Raw genomic sequence first — 15,706 nt, 5'->3', positions numbered from 1 at the left:
CGCGGGCGAGGTGCGGCAATGTTTCTGGCATCACACGTATCCTGTCGTGTGTGATCTCGAAGAAGCTGTGGCCACTCGCGTGGGCGTGCCTGCTGTCCGGTGTGCTCGTCGCCGGACTTCTCTACCCGGTGGCCAGCGGTCTCGGGGTCGTCTCCAACCGCGCCGCGGCCGCAGTGGAGAACGTGTCGTCGGAGTTGCTGAACGGGACACTGCCCGAGGTGACGACGATGACCGACGCGAGCGGCACACCCATCGCCTTGCTCTTCGATCAGTACCGCTATCAGGTCGGGTACAACGACATCGCGCCGGACATGATCCGCGCGATCATCTCCATCGAGGACCGCCGCTTCCTCGAGCACGACGGCGTCGACTGGAAGGGCACCATCCGCGCCGCACTCAAGAACTCCTCGTCCGGCGAGGTGCAGCAGGGTGCGTCGACGCTGGATCAGCAGTACATCAAGAACTTCCAGCTGCTGGTGCTCGCCCGCACCGAGGCCGAACGTCAGGCCGCGATCGAGACCACGCCGGCGCGCAAGCTCCGCGAGGTGCGGATGGCCCTGACGATGGAGCAGTCCCTGATCGATGCGGCCAAACGCGACAAGGGACTCGACGACGCCGCGGCCAAGCAGGAGGCCAAGAAGCAGATCGTCACCCGCTACCTCAACGTCGTACCGTTCGGCAACAACGCCTACGGCATCGAGGCCGCCGCACAGACCTACTTCGGCATCCCGGCCAAAGACCTCAACGTCGCGCAGGCCGCACTGCTCGCCGGCATGGTGCAGTCGAGTTCGGCACTGAACCCCTACACCAATCCCGAGGCGGCGACGGCCCGCCGGAACACCGTGCTGGACACGATGATCCAGAACTTCCCCGAACGCAGCGCCGAACTGACCGCGGCCAAGACCGCGCCGCTCGGTGTACTGCGACGTCCGGTCACGCCGCAACAGGGGTGCATCGCGGCCGGCAACAACGGCTTCTTCTGCGACTACGCGATGCAGTTCCTCGCCGAGAACGGGATGTCGCGTGACTCCGTGCTGCGCGGCGGGTACATCATCCAGACCACGCTGGATCCCGAGGTCCAGCGCTCGACGGTCCGCGCGGTCAAGACCCAGGCCAGCCCCGACGCCGACGGCGTCGCCGACGTGATGAGTTTCATCCGGCCCGGCAAACAGTCCCACGACGTGGTGTCGATGGCGTCGAGCCGCGACTACGGGCTCAACCTGCGCGTCGGCCAGACGATGCAGCCGCAGCCCTTCTCGATGGTCGGCGACGGCGCCGGCTCGGTGTTCAAGATCTTCACCGTCGCCGCGGCGATGGAGAAGGGCCTCGGCATCAACACCAACATCCCCGTCCCCGGTTTCGTCGCCGTGGAGGGCATGGGTAACAGCGCCGGCGCCAATGGCTGCCCGGCCAACGCGTACTGCGTCAAGAACGACGGCCGGTATCCGGCGTCGATGTCGGTGACGCAGGCGCTGGCCCAGTCGCCCAACACCGCCTTCGTCAAGCTCCTGCAGCAGACGGGTGTGAAACCGGCCGTGGACATGGCCGTCCGGCTGGGGCTGCGCTCGTACACGGTGCCCGGGTCGTCGGGCTACGGCGAGAAGAGCATGGCCCAGTACGTCAAGGACGGGAACTTCGGGTCGTTCACGCTGGGACCGCTGCCGCTGAACGCGCTGGAACTGTCCAACGTCGCGGCGACGCTGGCCTCCGGCGGCACCTGGTGCCCGCCCAACCCGATCAAGTCGATCAGCCGCATCAAGCGCGACGCCTACGGCAACCCGGTGATGGATCCGTCGGGGCGTCCCGCGCTGACGTCCGTGCCGTTCAACGGGCCCGCCTGCGAGCAGGTCGTCGAGGAGGGGCTGGCCAACACGCTGGCCAACGCGATGAGCCAGGACGACAAGGGCGGCGGCACCTCGGCCGGCGCCGCCGGGTCCATCGGCTGGACGCTGCCGAGCTCCGGCAAGACCGGCACCACCGAGGCCCACCGCAGCTCGGCCTTCGTCGGCTTCACCAACCGCTTGGCGGGCGCCGCCTACGTCTACAGCGACGGCCCCAACCCGCAGGGTGTGTGCAGCAGCCCGCTGCGGTCCTGCTACGACGGCAACCTCTACGGCGGTATGGAGCCGGCGCGCACCTGGTATCAGGGGATGCTGCCGGTGGCCACCAAATTCGGTCCGGTCCGTCTCCCACCGAATGATCCCGAGTACCTGAGTGGCAGCAGTCGCGGCCGGATTCCCGGGGTCACCGGGCTGACCGCGAGTGCGGCGACCGCACGACTGCAGGCCGCCGGGTTCAAGGTCAGCCAGCTCGACGTGGACAGCGCCCGCCCGCAGGGCACGGTGGTGTTCACCGCGCCGTCGGACTCGGCGATGCCCGGCAGCGTGATCACCATCTACGTCAGCAACGGCCGCCGTGCCGCCGGGGACAGCAACGGCCCGACCGAAACCACCGTGCAGGTGCCCGGCGTGGGACCGGTGGTCATCCAGCTGCCCGGGTGAGCCTGGCCCGCGTATCCTGAACGGATGGTCCAACTCGCCAACCGCGAGGCCCCCCTCCGTGTGCTGGCCGGCGCCGCCGGTCTCGCAACCGCGGGCCTGCTCTATTCGACGGTCATCGAACGCAACGCTTTCGCGCTGCGCCACACGACGCTCTCGGTGCTCGAACCCGGGGCCACCCCGCTGCGGGTGCTGCACATCAGCGACCTGCACATGATGCCCAACCAGCGGCTCAAGCAGGCGTGGGTGTCCGAGCTCGAGGCACTCGAACCCGACCTCGTGGTGAACACCGGCGACAACCTGGCCCACCCGCAGGCGGTGCCGGCGGTGATCCAGTCGCTCGGTGGGCTGCTGTCGCGACCCGGCCTGTTCGTCTTCGGCTCCAACGACTACTTCGGGCCGCGGCCGAAGAACCCCTTCAAGTACTTCAAGACCGACCACCAGCGCAGCCACGGCGACCCGCTGCCCTGGCAGGATCTGCGTGCCGCGTTCACCGAGCGCGGTTGGCTCGACGCCACGCACACCGTCCGCGAACTCGAGGTCGGCGGTGTCCGGGTGGTGGCCGCCGGTGTCGACGACCCGCACATCGAACGCGACCGCTACGAGACCGTCGAGGGCCGTCCCAACCCGCTCGCCCACCTCCGGCTGGGCCTGACGCACTCCCCCGAGCCGCGGGTCCTCGACCGATTCGCCGCCGACGGCTACGACCTGGTGATGGCCGGGCACACTCACGGCGGCCAGCTGTGCCTGCCGTTCTTCGGCGCCATCGTCACCAATTGCCACATCGACCGGTCGCGGGTCAAGGGCCCGTCGAACTGGGGGTCGACGATGAAGCTGCACGTCAGCGCCGGTCTGGGCACCTCACCGTATGCCCCGGCCCGGTTCTGCTGCCGCCCCGAGGCGAGCCTGCTGACCCTGACCCCGGTGTCGCACGGGGATGCGGAGTTCGACGCCGACCACTCGCTGCCGCAGCTGGCCACCGAAACCAGTTGAGCGCGACCACCGGCGTCCGCGTCCTCGCCTTCGACACCTTCGGCACCGTCACCGATTGGTTCACCGGCATCTCCGGCGCGGTCGGGGCTGAACTGCCGGCCGTCGACGCGGCCGAGTTCACTCGCGAGTGGCGGCGCCGGTACGGCCCCATCCTCGCCCGCGTCGAAGCCGGCGATCTCGGGTGGCGCGGTCTTGACGACCTGCAGACCGAGACGCTCGCCGACGTGGCGTCGGAGTTCGGGGTCACCGTCGACGACGACACCGCCCGCCGCCTCGTGCGCGCCTGGCGCATCATCCCCGGATGGCCCGACGCGGCGCCCGGGTTACGCCGCCTCGCAACCGGATTCACCGTGTGCGCGCTGAGCAACGGCAGCGTCGCCCTGCTCACCGAGATGGCCAAGCACAACGACTTCGCGTGGGACTTCATCGGCGGCTCCGACCTCTGGCACCACTACAAACCAGCCCGCGAAACCTACTGCGGGCTTGCCGAACTCATGGAGGCAGAGCCGCACGAGGTGATGATGGTGGCCACCCACCAGACCGACCTCGACGCCGCCCGCTCCTACGGTCTGCGCAGCGCCTTCGTCGAGCGTCCCGACGAATGGGGCGGCGCTCCCAAGGACGACGCGGGCTCGGCCGACAACGACCTGCACGCCACCGATCTCCTGGATCTGGCTGCGCAACTGGGTGTGTGAGGCCCCACGCCCCCTGAGGTGCGAGGAGCGTTAGCGACGAGCCACGAAGGGCCAGCACCACAACACGATTCATCCTCCTGCATTCTGCTCCTCCTCCGTTTGCAGTCGGCGGAAGAACCAATTGCAGGAGGAGGAAGTTTCTTCCCCACTTCCAGTGGCCGACGGCGCCGCACCGGCTGAATTTTCACGCCCGATCGCCGTGCCGCCCCGCACCGTCGGCGAATCTCGCCGCACCTGATACCGCATCCGCGGCAAGCGATTCCATCCCGTGCGCGAACTCGTTACGCATGGCGTCGGCCTCGTCGAAGCCGCCCTGCTCCAGCAACGACAGCCGGTCGTGCCGCAGACACGTCTGCGGGAACTCACTCAACTCGCGGGCGAGCTCGACCGCGCGGTCCAACGATTCACCGTGCGGCACAACCCGGTTCGCGAGCCCGATGTCGAGTGCCTCGGCCGCGGACACCGGCCGTCCGGTGAGGATCAGGTCCATCGCGCGACTGCGCCCGATGAGCCGCGGCAGCCGAACGGTGCCGCCGTCGATCAGCGGCACACCCCAGCGTCGGCAGAACACGCCGAACACCGCGTCCTCCTCGGCGACCCGAAGATCGGCCCACAACGCGAGTTCGAGCCCCCCGGCCACCGCATGCCCGGCGATCGCCGCGATCACCGGTTTGGACATCCGCATCCGCGAGACCCCCATCGGCGCATCACCATCGACGGCAACCCGATTGCCGCCCCCTGATGCGATCGCCTTCAGATCTGCCCCGGCACAAAAGGTTCCGCCCTCGCCGTAGAGGACGGCGACCGATTGCGCGTGGTCGGCGTCGAAGGAGCCGAACGCGTCGGCCAGCGCCTCGGCGGTGACGCGGTCGACGGCGTTGCGCACCTCGGGCCGATTGATCCCGACGATGGTGACCGGCCCGTCGGTGCGGACCGTGACGGGACGGTCGTGACTACTCGTCCCCACCGTCGGCGACCTCCTCGGCCCGCACCTCCGCGAGCGACAGGACCACGGTCCGACGCTCCGGGTCCAGCTCGTCGGCCTCGGTCTCGGCCAGCTGGAACTGTGTGAGGTTCGCCAGGTTGATGACGTGGGCGATGCTGTCGCCACCGGTCAGCAGATCGAGGGGTTCGCGTTTGATGATTACCGCCCGAACGAACGGCAGGACCTCGGTGAGGGGTTCAGTGAAGAGGATGGAGATGTCGAGCTCGTCTGACGTCAGAAGAGTTGCCATGTGGCCATGGTCACACAGTCATGGTGTCCGATCGGCGGATTCGCCGACGACGAACCGCGCAGCCGAGCTCAGAAACGAGGAGGCCCTGACCAAAGGAACTGGTCAGGGCCTCTTCTGCTATCTCAACCTAGCGTCGGGGTGGCGGGATTCGAACCCACGACCTCTTCGTCCCGAACGAAGCGCGCTACCAAGCTGCGCCACACCCCGTGTGCAACCTGCGATAGCTTACCCCCGAGACCTGCGGACAACTAAATCGGCAGGTCAGACCGTTGCTCCAGACGGATGCTTTGCCGTCACGGTGACCGCAACCGCTCCCGGATCATCCGTTTCGGGTGATTCGCGGGGGACCATCCGGCACGATCATGTGGTCAAACCCTGCAGTTGCCGAGTCTGGAGGTCGTCATCTCATGAGCAACACTGATCAGTAAGCGAATTCGTCCGCCAAGAGCGGTTTCGCCTTCGGTATTTCCATCGTCGCGGCCGCCCTGCTGTTCGTCGCAGGTCTGGTGGCCGTGTTCCAGGGCATTTCCGCGCTCGCGAATGACGAGGTGTTCGTGCGGACCCCCAACTATGTGTTCGAGTTCGACCTGACCACCTGGGGCTGGGTCCACCTCATCCTCGGCATCATCGCGATCCTCATCGCGGGTGGACTCGCGGTCGGCGCCGACTGGGCACGGGTCTCGGCGATCATCATCGCGTCGTTGTCGATCATCGCGCAGTTGCTGTGGCTGCCGTACTACCCGGCGTGGGCGATCCTGATCATCGTGCTCGATCTGATCGTCATCTGGGCGGTCGCGACCTGGAAGCCCAACGACGTCTACAACGGCTGAGCCGACGAACCAGACGGCGGGCGGGGCACGGCAGGACCGTGTCCCGCCCGCTGTTGTGGCGGCTCACCCATCCGCTGATCCCCTCGCATCGAATCGCTGACCGGACCCATCCAGCGCACGATCCGACCGCGAAGGAATCACATGTTGCGAGCGCCCCTCACCCGATCGATCATCGCCGCGTTCGTCGCGGTCCTGACCGGACTCGGTCTCCTGGCCGGCACCTCGGCCGCCAACGCCGCTCCGCTGAAACCCGTGCCCTCTCTGGATGTGCAGCGCTACCTGGGCACCTGGTGGCAACTCGCGACCGTACCGTCGTTCTTCGGGATTCGTTGTGCACGCGACACCAACGCCACCTACACGCTCATCAACAAGACGACGATCGGAGTGAACAACAAGTGCACCTCACCCTTCGGCCAGATCGACGGGGTGAAGGGCAAGGCCACCGTCGTCGACACCACGACCAACGCGCAGCTGAGTGTCCGATTCCCGTTCACCCCCAACAGTATTGATCCGGGCGGCCGGCCGAACTACATCGTCGCCTGGCTACAGGAGGGCAGGACACCCACGGCCCCCTACCGCTACGCGATCGTCGGTGATCCGACGCGATCGTCGGGCTTCCTCCTGTCCCGCGACAAGGTGGTCCCGACATCCGAGTTGCGCCGTCTGCGCGGTGAGATCGAACGCGTCGGCTACAACTCCTGCACCTTCCTCATCTCACCGACAACCGGTGGGCGCAGCGACTATTCGCCGCTGTGCACCGTGTGACGTACCGGTCATGACGCAACGACCGCTGCCGAGCACGGCGACGCCGTTCATGGGTTGAGCGAGGCCGCGGGCTCGCCGCTGTCTGCCGCCCGCTGCCTACCTCGACCGCGGCCAACTCGGTGTCGTCGTCGATCTCGTCGCCACGCGCGGCCACGTCCTTCGCCAGTCCCACCACGAGCGCCGCACACGCTCGGGTGAGGGGCGTATCGCGGGGTATCGGTGGCACCGTGGCACCCGCCGCGATATCTGCGCCCAAGAGTGCCGCGGGAACCCAGATCCCGGTCGGGTCGGTCACCCCGTGACCGGTCACGTCGTAGGGCAACCGATTGTCGGTGACCGTCAATTGGCCGGGCCGGCAGGCATACTCGAAGCCGTTGACGCGTCCGGTGACACTTCCCATGGAATGTACCGCGATGATCAGATCATTCGACGGAAACTCCCGGATGAGGTCCGGGGTTCGTCGCGTGCGGGTGGGGGTCTGCAAGATGCAGCACGCCTGGATGTGTGTCAGCGGCACCCAATAGGCAATCTGCTCGAAACCCTCCGGGTCCTCGGGCTCGATGTGGAGCAAAGCAATGTGCCCGTCGAGGGCATCTGCCCCGCGAAACCGGATCTGCCGAGACGGATTCGACCCCAGCGGATGGTCGACACCGATGGCGCGCCGCCAGTACTCGAGGACGTCGGGGGAAAGACCGGGACGAGACTGGTTCACGCCTGCTCCTCTGCTTCGGCGCCCCCATTCTGGTGTGATCATGTCACACCCTGTTTCGCCACCCGCAAAGGACTTTGCTTACCTATTCGTCGGGTTCGCACGCCATTGTCGCTTGAAATCCGGTCCCGTTTCCAGGGTTTCGAGACAATGCCGGCAATACCAACAATGACGAGATGAAGAAGCACACAGCGCCGACGAATGTACCCACGTTGGCAAGTACGGCATCCACCGTCACCCCGTTCGGGGTGATGTAGGCCCCGACCGCGGACACGCCGAAGGCGACGCAGCCCAGCATGTTCACCTGTCCCGACCACCAGTCCGCACGTCGGGGTGCCCAGCCGCCGCCGGTGTGGGAATAGGCGACCAGGGCAAAGAATCCGCTGATGAGGAAGGCGACTGAGCCCTCCGCATTCGGCGTCCACACCAGGTGCTTCTGCGCCGCGATCGTATGGGCCTGCAGCGCGGCGCCCGTGCTGACGTTGAACAGCAGAGTTCCGAAGAACTGGGTCGCGGCCGCGAGCCATTCCGCACGCACCATCGTTCCGGGCGGGTAGGAGACGGGAACCGTGACCCGGCCGCTGCGCAGGAGCTGGATGAGTGCGGCGCCGGTGAAGAACCACGCGCCCACGAAGAAGCACAGGTTGACCACCGATGCGCCGACCACATGCCCGAACCCGGGCGCGGAACCCAGCGCGAACAGGGACGAACCGATCATGAAGCCCACGCACTGCTTGGTCAGGGTGGGTGTCAGCAGCCGCCTGTCCACACCGGGCGGCAGGTCGAAGAACGGCCCCGACGCCGCCCCGGCGGGGAGCGCCTCTTCGGTCATCCGAGTACCACCTGTCCGGGTGACGAGGAATGCATCCTCGAGAATGTCGTCATCGCAACGGCACCGTGATCAGTGGTGGAAATGCGATCCTTCGAGTTCCCGCGGCAGCGGTCCCGACAGCTGGTCCAGGAAGTCGACTTCGCCCTCGATATCCCGCAGCAGCGCGTCGGCGAGGTCGCGGCTCAGACCCGCCCGGACGACGATGCGCTGCAACGTCATGTCGGCGAGACCGTCGGCCATCGGGTACGCGGGTACCAGCCACCCCTTCATGCGAAGCCGGTCGGACAGATCGAACAGCGTCCACTTGTCGGTGTGGCCCGCCTTGAGCCGCCACGCGAAGACCGGGGTGGTGTCACCCTGGCTGACGAGTTCGAACGGCCCGATTTCGGCGATCGCGGCGGACAGGTACTGCGCGACGTCGAGAGAGCCCTGCTGGACCTGTCGATAGCCCTCCCGGCCGAGCCGGAGGAACTGATAGTACTGGAGCAGAACCTGTGCGCCCGGCCGCGAGAAGTTCAGTGCGAGTGTGGGCATGTCGCCACCGAGATAGCTGCAGTGGAACACCATGCTCTCCGGCAGTGCGTCGGTGTCGCGCCAGATGATCCAGCCCAGGCCCGGATAGACGAGGCCGTACTTGTGTCCCGAGGTGTTGATCGACACCACCCGCGGCACCCGGAAATCCCATTCGAGGTCGGGCTGGCAGAACGGAGCGATCATGGCCCCCGACGCACCGTCGACGTGGATCTTGACGTCGAGTCCGGTCTTCTCCTGGATCTCGTCGAGCTTGGCGGAGATCTCCTTCACCGGCTCGTAGAGACCGTTGTAGGTGACGCCCATGATGGCCACGACGCCGATGGTGTTCTCGTCGACGTAATTCTCGAGATCGTGACCGTCGAAGACGAAGTGCTCCTCGGAGACCGGCACCCAGCGTGGCTCGACCTCGAAGTAGTTGAGGAACTTCTCCCAGCAGACCTGGACCGCCGTCGACAGGACGAGGTTCGGCTTCTCGGTCGACTTCCCCTCCGCGCGACGCCGGGCCTGCCAGTGACGCTTCAGTGCCAGGCCACCCAGCATCGCGGCCTCCGACGAGCCGATGGTGGACGTACCGATGGCGTTGTCCACGTCCGGCGCGTTCCACAGATCGGCGATGATCTTCCAGCAGCGGTCCTCGATCGCCGCGGTCTGCGGGTACTCGTCCTTGTCGATCATGTTCTTGTCGTAGGTCTCGGCGTACAGCTTGTTCGCCTCCGCGTCCATCCAGGTGGAGACGAATGTGGCCAGGTTGAGTCGCGCGTTGCCGTCGAGCATGGCCTCGTCGTGCACGATCTGATACGCCGTCTCAGGCAGGCTCATGCCGTCCGGGATGGTGAACTTGGGGAGCTCGCCTCCCCGGGGCGGACGAACACGGGGTTGAGCGACAGCGTGTCACCGATATTGGTTGTGGTACGGGCGTTGGTGTGGTTGGCCATGATCGTTGGTCTCCTTCGGAGGGCAGTGCGGTTGGTTCACGTCGGGGGGTCGGGTCGAGCTCAATTGTCTACCGGTCCATGGTCATCTCAGACCTCGACCGGCGGATAGAGGCGGTCCATGTTGTACTGCCGGTTGCGGTGTGCCGCCCACGTCGAGATTGCCAGGAAGACCGCCGTCAGCGCCGTCAGGACACCGACCGCTATCCAGAGCCGGTGATCGACACCGCCCACGGTCAGCTGCCGAAGCCCGTTGACCGTGTACGTCATCGGGTCGACCCAGTGGATGTACTGGAATGGTTTGGTGGTCGTCGGCACCGGATAGATGCCGCCGGCCGACGTCAGCATCACCATCAGGAACGCCAGGGTGACCACCCGGCCGACGGCCGGCCCGAACACCGCGTTGAACATCTGGATCATCGCCAGGAACACCGCGACCATGAGCAGCATGAACGCAAAGGTGCCAATGGGATGCGTCGGCCGCAGGCCTACCGCGAACACGACGACCAGGTACAGGATCGTCGCCTGCAGGAACCCGACGAAGAACGTCGGGGCAAAGGACGCGAGGACGGCCCGCAGTGACCCGAGGCCTTGTGCGATCGGCCGGGATTGCAACGGGGTGAACAGCATCCACGCGATGATGCTGCCCACGAACAGCGCCAGGCCGAAGAAGAACGGGGTGAATCCCGTCCCGAAGGTCTTGGCCTCGTTGAGGGTGTTCTCCTGCAGGGCCACCGGCTGGGAGAGGGTGTTGGCCAGCGCGGTGCGCTGCTCTTGCGACCAGTGCGGTACCGCTTTCACTCCTGCATCCACCTGGCCGGCCAGTTCCGATGTTCCCGCGGCGAGTTGCTTGGTCCCCGACGACAGTTGATCGGCCCCGTTGCTCAGCTCGACGAGACCGTTGCTCAACTGCGAGGCACCCGAACTGAGCTCTCCTGCCGCACCTCGTACAGCCAGGACATCGGACCGCAGAGTGCCACTCTGCAAGAGCCCCAACCCCATTCGAAGTGGACTGCCGGGGTTGCCCAGTTGTGTGGACAGAACTTGTGAATCGCTGCGGAGTTGGGCGAGCTGATTGGTGGCATCCGGGCCCAGGCCCTGGGTGGTCAGCACCGATTGCACCGGCGCCAGCAGATCCGCCAGTCGACGCATGTTGGGGTCTGGACTCGCCCGCAGCGCTGCGACGACGCCATCGACCGTCCGACTGGCCTGCGACTGCGAATTTGCCACTGCGGAAAGCTGATCCGACACCGTCGTGGTACCCGAACCGAGGCGTTAGACGAGCGCGTTGAGTTCGACCGCTGACAGCCCCCCGGTGTTCGCGCCGTTCAATGCGTTCAGAACCGGGTCCGTCGCTCGCACCACTGCCGAGTCGAGTTGACCGAGTCCGCCGGACAGCTCCGCCGCACCGTTCTTCGCCGTCACCAGATTCGTCGCGAGTTCACCGGCGCCGGTGTTGGCCTGCTGCATGCCGGTGTTCAGCTTGTTGACGCCTTGTTGTGCCTCTTGAAGTTTGGGCATCAATCCGGTGACGTCGTTGATGACGATGTCGAAGGTGGTGGCACCGACCTGGGCGCCCACCTTGTTCACCACCTGTTGGGCGGCGTCCTGCCCCATCACCGTGGACAGATAGTTGTTGGCGTCGTTGTAGGTGAAGATCAGTTGTGCCGAGCGCGCGTCTCCGCCGGCCGGCGAGGCGATATCGGCACTGAAGTCCTCGGGCAGCGTGATCGAGAAGTAGTACTTGCCATGCTCCACACCGTCTTTGGCCTCTTGCTCGGAGACGACGTGCAGATCGAGTTGATCGGATGCGATCAGCCCGTCGGCAACCTGCTTCCCCGCATTGAGAGGTGTGCCCTGTACCGTTGCTCCGCGGTCGACGTTGACCAGTGCCACCGGAATCTTGTTGACCGCGTCGAACGGGTTCCAGAACGCCCACAGGTACAGGGCGCCGTACATCAGCGGCATCAGGATGATCACGATCAATGCCAGCCGCGGCATGCGGCCGCGATAGTAGCGTTTGAAATCGCTGCCCGGCGAGAACGCAGCAAGCATGTCAGGAGATCCGTTCTTGTTGTTCCAGCATCACGAACTCGTCATCGGTGAGGTTGTCCACCGAGATCACCTCGCGCACACCAAGTCCCGGGTATGCCCCGTTGACGTCCGCAGTGATCACCGTCTGCTCGCGACCGAGCGCGACCAGCCGGCTGGTGAGGGTTCGCGCCGATTCGATCCGCGTCAACCGGTCCACACCGCCGACCACCAGTAGTGGCGGTCGACGAACATTGGCCACCGCGATGCGCAACAACGCCGCGGTCAACTCGGGCAGTTCCTCCACGAAGGCATCCATCGACGGCAGCGCGAGATCACCGAACACGGGTGCACACACACGCTCGAGATCGGCCTGCCGCGCCTGGCGCACCCACTTGTACCAGGGTGCGCTCCAACGGATCTGCTCGGTGATGACGTCTCGTACCTTGATTGCCTGCACGATGCCGTCGACCTCGTCGATGTCGGCGATCGCCGCCTGCCGAAAGAGGTGATGGGCGTCGTTGACCCGCCCGAATGCCCACAGGTGACCCGAGCTGGGCTTCATCCGCCCGGCCAACGTCAACAACAGGGCGGTTCGTCCGCGCCCGCCGGAGCCGGCGAGCACGGTCAACCCACCCGGCAGGATGCGAAAGTCGGTGGGACCGTAAATGTGGCCCCATGTCGCTCGCACGCCGATCCCGTCGGCGACCAGCAGAGCCACCTCATCCTCGACGGGTGGGATTTCCGCGGTCACGTCGTCGGCCGACTCGTCGCCTGACACCGCCACTTGCACTCCTTGAACTCGTATCGCCTTGATCAGCAGCACACCATCGGGGCCTGCGCGATCGTCTAGAGCGTGTTCTTGACGACGTTTCCGTCTTTCATGATCAGGGTGAGATTCTGGTCCGGGTCGGCGATCACGGACATGTCCTGCAGCGGATCACCCTCGACGACAAGAAGATCGGCCCACGCATCCGGCGCGATGACCCCGAGTTTCGCCGCTCCGTACGGATTTTGCTCACCGGACATCTCGAACAGTTCCGCGTTGCCCGAGGTCAGCATCCGCAGCGCCTCGGCATTGCTGTAGAACTCACCCATCCGCGATGCCATCACCGATTGCCTTGCCGCAGACTGTGGTTCGAGAAGCAGGTCGGTGCCGAAAGCCACCTTGACCCCGTGTTTCTTGGCCCAGTTGTACACGTCTTCGGTGCCGTGACAGATCTGCTTGTTGTTCTCGGCCCGATCCGGATCCGGATAGTGGTGGTCGTCCTCGGCGAACGGTTGCATGGACAGCCAGATCTCTTTCTCGCCGATCAACGCGATCGTCGACTCGTCGGCGAGATGTCCGTGCTCGATGGACCGCACGCCCGCCTCGATGGCACGTTTGATGCCGGGCACCGTGTACACGTGGGTGGCGACGTAGGTTCCGTAGTCCGCTGCCGCGTCGACGGCCGCACGCATCTCGTCGGGCGTGAACTGGAGGGTGTACAACGGGTCGTACATCGACGCCGCACCGCCGCCGATCGTCAGTTTGATCTGCGAGGCACCTTTTCGGAGCTGCTCGCGCACCGCGGTCAGCACCCGCTCCACCCCGTCGGCCGTGCGCGTGAAACCGATGGAGTCGGTTCGGCTCTCGCCGCCGCCGAAGGCGTGCGGGGTCTCGTAGACGAAGGCGAAGTCGCCGTGCCCCGATGTCTGCGAGATCATCGCCTGGCTCGGGTAGATCCGTGGCCCTTCGAAGTCGCCCCGGTCGATGACCGTCTTGACCGGAGCGGTGTCACCGCCCATGTCGCGGACGGTGGTGAAGCCGCGATGCAGCATGCGTCGTGCTTCGGAGATCGTATTCGCGAACAGGAGCCCGGTCGCGCCCATGACGAAGTCGAGGTAGCTGTTCGCGTTGCCCATCAGGTGGACGTGCGCGTCACTCATCCCCGGCATCAAGAAGCGGCCGCCACAGTCGATCTCGACCGTGTCCTGTCCGGGTGCATCCCCGATCGGCGAGTCCGACACCGCAGCGATCCGAGTTCCCTCGATCAGAATGTCCTGTCCCGCCGTCGCCGAGTCACCCCGACCGTCGAATACCCGCGCATTCCGGATGATCACTCGCGAACCTGCACCACCATGTGTCATGTGCGCAAAGCTATCCAGGCGTCACGGCGGGTGTCCAAGCTTGTGCCAGGGCCCGTCTGCGCCGGCGTCGACGATGACAATCGCCCCACCGCGACCCGCTCCACGTTCGCAGTTTATGCCACTCACATGCACTGTGCTGCAAGACTTTTGCAGATTTTCACTCTGATCGGCCGACGATTGAGTCGCCCGGGAAGGGAAATGTGGCCAACCATTCTTCATAGCACCCGTCCCACGGTGACCGCCACACAATGCCGGGCACGGTCCGATCTTTCACTCGACATGGCACAAATCGGTACCCGGCCGACCACGACGCAACGTCACAAACGCGACGTTCCTGGCACAATCGTGCGCCTCGGATGTCGCATCCTTGCCGATTGTCACCCTCCGGATAGGCTGGCAACATGCCGGGCGACACGCATCCGCAGCCCCCGATACCCACCGACAAACCAGACCTTCGCCGCACGTCCCTGCGCAGCGCGGCCTATCGCGTCGCCGACGAGGTGCTGTTCCCGGCAGCCGCCGAGATCGACCGGACCGGCGAGATACCGGCATCGCACTGGCAGGCCCTCGCCGACGCCGGCCTCTATGGCATCGCCGCACCCGAACCGGTCGGCGGACCGGGACTCGACTTCGGGCAGGTCACCGAGATACTGGAAGTCCTGTGTAGCGGATGTCTGTCGACCGCGTTCACCTGGATCCAGCATCACGGCGTGGTGCTGTCACTGGCCGGCACCACCAACAGCACCCTGCGGTCAGAATTCTTCGACGACGTGACCGCCGGCCGGCTGCGCGCCGGAGTCGCCTACGCCGGCGTGGTCCCGACGCCACCGCGGATGACGGCGACCCGCACCGACGGCGGCTGGCGATTCGACGGATACGCACCGTTCGTCAGCGGCTGGGGCGTCATCGATCTCCTGCAGATCTCGGCCCGCGACTGTGAGACCGACGACGTCATCGCAGCCATCGTGCGCACCGCGGACCTGCCGGATGCCGTCGTGCCCCGACGACTGCATCTCGCCGCCGCCGACGCCACCCGCACCGTCTCGCTCACCGTGGACGGCCTGCCGGTCGCCGACGACGCCGTGGTGAGCCGTGTCACCCTCGACGACTTCTTCGCCAATCAGAACATCGGGGTCCGGCTCAACGGCACGTTGCCGTTCGGATTGCTGCGCCGCGCGACGGCTCTGCTCGATGCAGGCGGACACACCGCGGAGGCCAGACACCTCCGTGGGCGGGCCGACACGGTCCGCGATGCACTCGACGCGTCACTCGCCGACGCCGACGGCCTCCTCGTCGCGCGGGCCGATGCTGCGCAACTCGCACTCGATGCCGCTGCCGCCCTGGTCGCCGCGGACGGCGGCAAGGCGTTGCTGCAGGGAGCCGACGCCGAACGCCTCTTCCGAGAATGCGCCTTCATTCTCGTCGCGGCAAGCCGACCACAGCTGAAAGGTGCTCTGCTGCAGCGATTCAGCGATCCTCGGACGACCGGCTGAACCAATCTTCTGCTGGTTGGGCCGCTCCT

At 66.0% G+C, this 15,706-nt stretch carries 12 protein-coding genes, 1 tRNA gene and 2 pseudogenes; 6 read left to right on the top strand and 9 right to left on the bottom strand.

The genetic code is table 11. The features are described 5' to 3' along the window. Window positions 1-53: 53 nt before the first annotated feature. Genes GBRO_RS02440 through GBRO_RS02430 form a run of 3 tightly spaced genes read left to right on the top strand, consistent with a single transcriptional unit; the run spans window position 54 to window position 4,186 of the window. Window positions 54-2,501, top strand: a complete 2,448-nt coding sequence (locus tag GBRO_RS02440) for a penicillin-binding protein (RefSeq protein ID WP_041920159.1) — start codon at window positions 54-56, stop codon at window positions 2,499-2,501. A gap of 24 nt (window positions 2,502-2,525) precedes the next feature. After that, entirely contained in the window at window positions 2,526-3,491 is a 966-nt protein-coding gene (locus tag GBRO_RS02435; protein ID WP_012832412.1) for a metallophosphoesterase, read from the top strand. Continuing rightward, window positions 3,488-4,186, top strand: a complete 699-nt coding sequence (locus tag GBRO_RS02430) for a haloacid dehalogenase type II (RefSeq protein WP_012832411.1) — start codon at window positions 3,488-3,490, stop codon at window positions 4,184-4,186. The genes GBRO_RS02435 and GBRO_RS02430 overlap by 4 nt, the downstream gene beginning before the upstream one ends. 184 nt (window positions 4,187-4,370) lie before the next feature. Here the strand turns inward: GBRO_RS02430 and GBRO_RS02425 are convergent, their stop codons facing one another. From GBRO_RS02425 to GBRO_RS02415, 3 genes are all read right to left on the bottom strand, one after another. Then, window positions 4,371-5,153: a crotonase/enoyl-CoA hydratase family protein gene (locus tag GBRO_RS02425; protein ID WP_012832410.1), complete on the bottom strand. Its 783-nt coding sequence runs from the start codon at window positions 5,151-5,153 to the stop codon at window positions 4,371-4,373. Beyond that, a complete protein-coding gene (locus GBRO_RS02420; RefSeq protein ID WP_012832409.1) occupies window positions 5,140-5,421 on the bottom strand; it encodes a hypothetical protein in 282 nt (93 codons plus the stop codon). The genes GBRO_RS02425 and GBRO_RS02420 overlap by 14 nt, the downstream gene beginning before the upstream one ends. Window positions 5,422-5,554: 133 nt before the next feature. Further along, window positions 5,555-5,628: transfer RNA gene (locus GBRO_RS02415), tRNA-Pro, on the bottom strand. 257 nt (window positions 5,629-5,885) lie between these two features. Here GBRO_RS02415 and GBRO_RS02410 point away from each other — a divergent pair. Both GBRO_RS02410 and GBRO_RS02405 read left to right on the top strand, forming a co-directional pair. Further along, window positions 5,886-6,251, top strand: a complete 366-nt coding sequence (locus GBRO_RS02410) for a DUF7144 family membrane protein (protein WP_052298209.1) — start codon at window positions 5,886-5,888, stop codon at window positions 6,249-6,251. A 141-nt stretch (window positions 6,252-6,392) separates the two neighbouring features. After that, window positions 6,393-7,016: a lipocalin family protein gene (locus GBRO_RS02405; RefSeq protein WP_012832407.1), complete on the top strand. Its 624-nt coding sequence runs from the start codon at window positions 6,393-6,395 to the stop codon at window positions 7,014-7,016. On the opposite strand, the gene GBRO_RS02400 is transcribed toward GBRO_RS02405, so the two are convergent. The 6 genes and pseudogenes from GBRO_RS02400 to GBRO_RS02375 form a co-directional block, all read right to left on the bottom strand. Further along, entirely contained in the window at window positions 6,961-7,728 is a 768-nt protein-coding gene (locus GBRO_RS02400; RefSeq protein WP_012832406.1) for an AraC-like ligand-binding domain-containing protein, read from the bottom strand. The genes GBRO_RS02405 and GBRO_RS02400 overlap by 56 nt on opposite strands. Window positions 7,729-7,810: 82 nt before the next feature. After that, on the bottom strand, window positions 7,811-8,557 hold the full coding sequence (locus GBRO_RS02395; protein ID WP_012832405.1) for a hypothetical protein: 747 nt from the start codon (window positions 8,555-8,557) through the stop codon (window positions 7,811-7,813). 69 nt (window positions 8,558-8,626) lie between these two features. Beyond that, window positions 8,627-10,026: pseudogene (locus GBRO_RS02390) on the bottom strand (glutamate decarboxylase). Window positions 10,027-10,113: 87 nt separating this feature from the next. Beyond that, window positions 10,114-12,078: pseudogene (locus tag GBRO_RS02385) on the bottom strand (YhgE/Pip family protein). 1 nt (window position 12,079) lies between these two features. Then, window positions 12,080-12,808: an ATP-binding cassette domain-containing protein gene (locus GBRO_RS02380; RefSeq protein WP_052298351.1), complete on the bottom strand. Its 729-nt coding sequence runs from the start codon at window positions 12,806-12,808 to the stop codon at window positions 12,080-12,082. Window positions 12,809-12,903: 95 nt separating this feature from the next. Continuing rightward, window positions 12,904-14,184 (bottom strand): metal-dependent hydrolase family protein, encoded by a 1,281-nt coding sequence (locus tag GBRO_RS02375; protein WP_012832403.1) that lies wholly within the window; start codon window positions 14,182-14,184, stop codon window positions 12,904-12,906. A 401-nt stretch (window positions 14,185-14,585) separates the two neighbouring features. On the opposite strand from GBRO_RS02375, the gene GBRO_RS02370 reads away from it, so the two are divergent. Next, a complete protein-coding gene (locus GBRO_RS02370) occupies window positions 14,586-15,677 on the top strand; it encodes an acyl-CoA dehydrogenase family protein (protein ID WP_012832402.1) in 1,092 nt (363 codons plus the stop codon). The last annotated feature ends 29 nt before the right edge of the window (window positions 15,678-15,706 follow it).

The sequence above is a fragment of the Gordonia bronchialis DSM 43247 genome (assembly GCF_000024785.1).
In the GTDB taxonomy this organism is placed as follows: domain Bacteria; phylum Actinomycetota; class Actinomycetes; order Mycobacteriales; family Mycobacteriaceae; genus Gordonia; species Gordonia bronchialis.
Note: the sequence above shows the minus strand (reverse complement) of the source record. Positions and strands in the feature narration are given on the sequence as shown.

Coding starts and splice junctions, on each gene's coding strand:
- GBRO_RS02405 (WP_012832407.1), top strand. CDS start 6,393: ATGTTGCGAGCGCCCCTCACCCGATCGATCATCGCCGCGTTCGTCGCG.
- GBRO_RS02395 (WP_012832405.1), bottom strand. CDS start 8,557: ATGACCGAAGAGGCGCTCCCCGCCGGGGCGGCGTCGGGGCCGTTCTTC.
- GBRO_RS02435 (WP_012832412.1), top strand. CDS start 2,526: ATGGTCCAACTCGCCAACCGCGAGGCCCCCCTCCGTGTGCTGGCCGGC.
- GBRO_RS02375 (WP_012832403.1), bottom strand. CDS start 14,184: ATGACACATGGTGGTGCAGGTTCGCGAGTGATCATCCGGAATGCGCGG.
- GBRO_RS02370 (WP_012832402.1), top strand. CDS start 14,586: ATGCCGGGCGACACGCATCCGCAGCCCCCGATACCCACCGACAAACCA.
- GBRO_RS02420 (WP_012832409.1), bottom strand. CDS start 5,421: ATGGCAACTCTTCTGACGTCAGACGAGCTCGACATCTCCATCCTCTTC.